Origin of the sequence: Klebsiella sp. 28 (assembly GCF_018223905.1) — a bacterium.
GTDB lineage: Bacteria > Pseudomonadota > Gammaproteobacteria > Enterobacterales > Enterobacteriaceae > Klebsiella > Klebsiella pneumoniae.
The window spans coordinates 1-1,057 of sequence record NZ_JAGRQY010000077.1 but is presented as its reverse complement, the minus strand read 5'-3'; the positions used below and the strand labels follow the sequence as shown (position 1 = coordinate 1,057).

General features: G+C 52.7%; 1 protein-coding gene. It reads left to right on the top strand.

The features are described 5' to 3' along the window. Positions 1-32 precede the first annotated feature (32 nt). Positions 33-1,001: an IS5-like element IS903B family transposase gene (locus tag KHQ28_RS14265; protein ID WP_013815099.1), complete on the top strand. Its 969-nt coding sequence runs from the start codon at positions 33-35 to the stop codon at positions 999-1,001. Positions 1,002-1,057: the final 56 nt, after the last annotated feature.

Genomic DNA, 1,057 nt, shown 5'->3' with positions numbered 1-1,057 from the left:
GGCTTTGTTGAATAAATCGAACTTTTGCTGAGTTGAAGGATCAGATCACGTATCTTCCCGACAACGCAGACCGTTCCGTGGCAAAGCAAAAGTTCAAAATCACCAACTGGCCCACCTACAATAAAGCCCTCATCAACCGTGGCTCCATAACTTTCTGGCTGGATGATGAAGCTATTCAGGCCTGGTATGAGTCAGCAACACCTTCTTCACGAGGCAGACCTCAGCGCTATTCTGACCTTGCCATCACGACTGTGCTGGTCATTAAACGCGTATTCAGGCTGACCCTGCGCGCTGCGCAGGGCTTTATTGATTCCATTTTTTCTCTGATGAACGTTCCGCTACGCTGCCCGGATTACAGCTGTGTCAGCAGGCGGGCAAAGTCGGTTAATGTCAGTTTCAAAACGCCCACCCGGGGTGAAATCGCACACCTGGTAATTGATTCCACCGGGCTGAAGGTCTTCGGTGAAGGCGAGTGGAAAGTCAAAAAGCATGGCCAGGAACGCCGCCGTATCTGGCGTAAGCTGCATCTCGCCGTTGACAGTAAAACACATGAAATCATCTGCGCTGACCTGTCGCTGAACAATGTGACGGACTCAGAAGCCTTCCCGGGTCTTATCCGGCAGACTCACAGAAAAATCAGGGCAGCATCGGCAGACGGCGCTTACGACACCCGGCTCTGTCACGATGAACTGCGGCGTAAGAAAATCAGCGCGCTTATCCCTCCCCGAAAAGGTGCGGGTTACTGGCCCGGTGAATATGCAGACCGTAACCGTGCAGTGGCTAATCAGCGAATGACCGGGAGTAATGCGCGGTGGAAATGGACAACAGATTACAACCGTCGCTCGATAGCGGAAACGGCGATGTACCGGGTAAAACAGCTGTTCGGGGGTTCACTGACGCTGCGTGACTACGATGGTCAGGTTGCGGAGGCTATGGCCCTGGTACGAGCGCTGAACAAAATGACGAAAGCAGGTATGCCTGAAAGCGTGCGTATTGCCTGAAAACACAACCCGCTACGGGGGAGACTTACCCGAAATCTGATTTATTCAACAAAGCC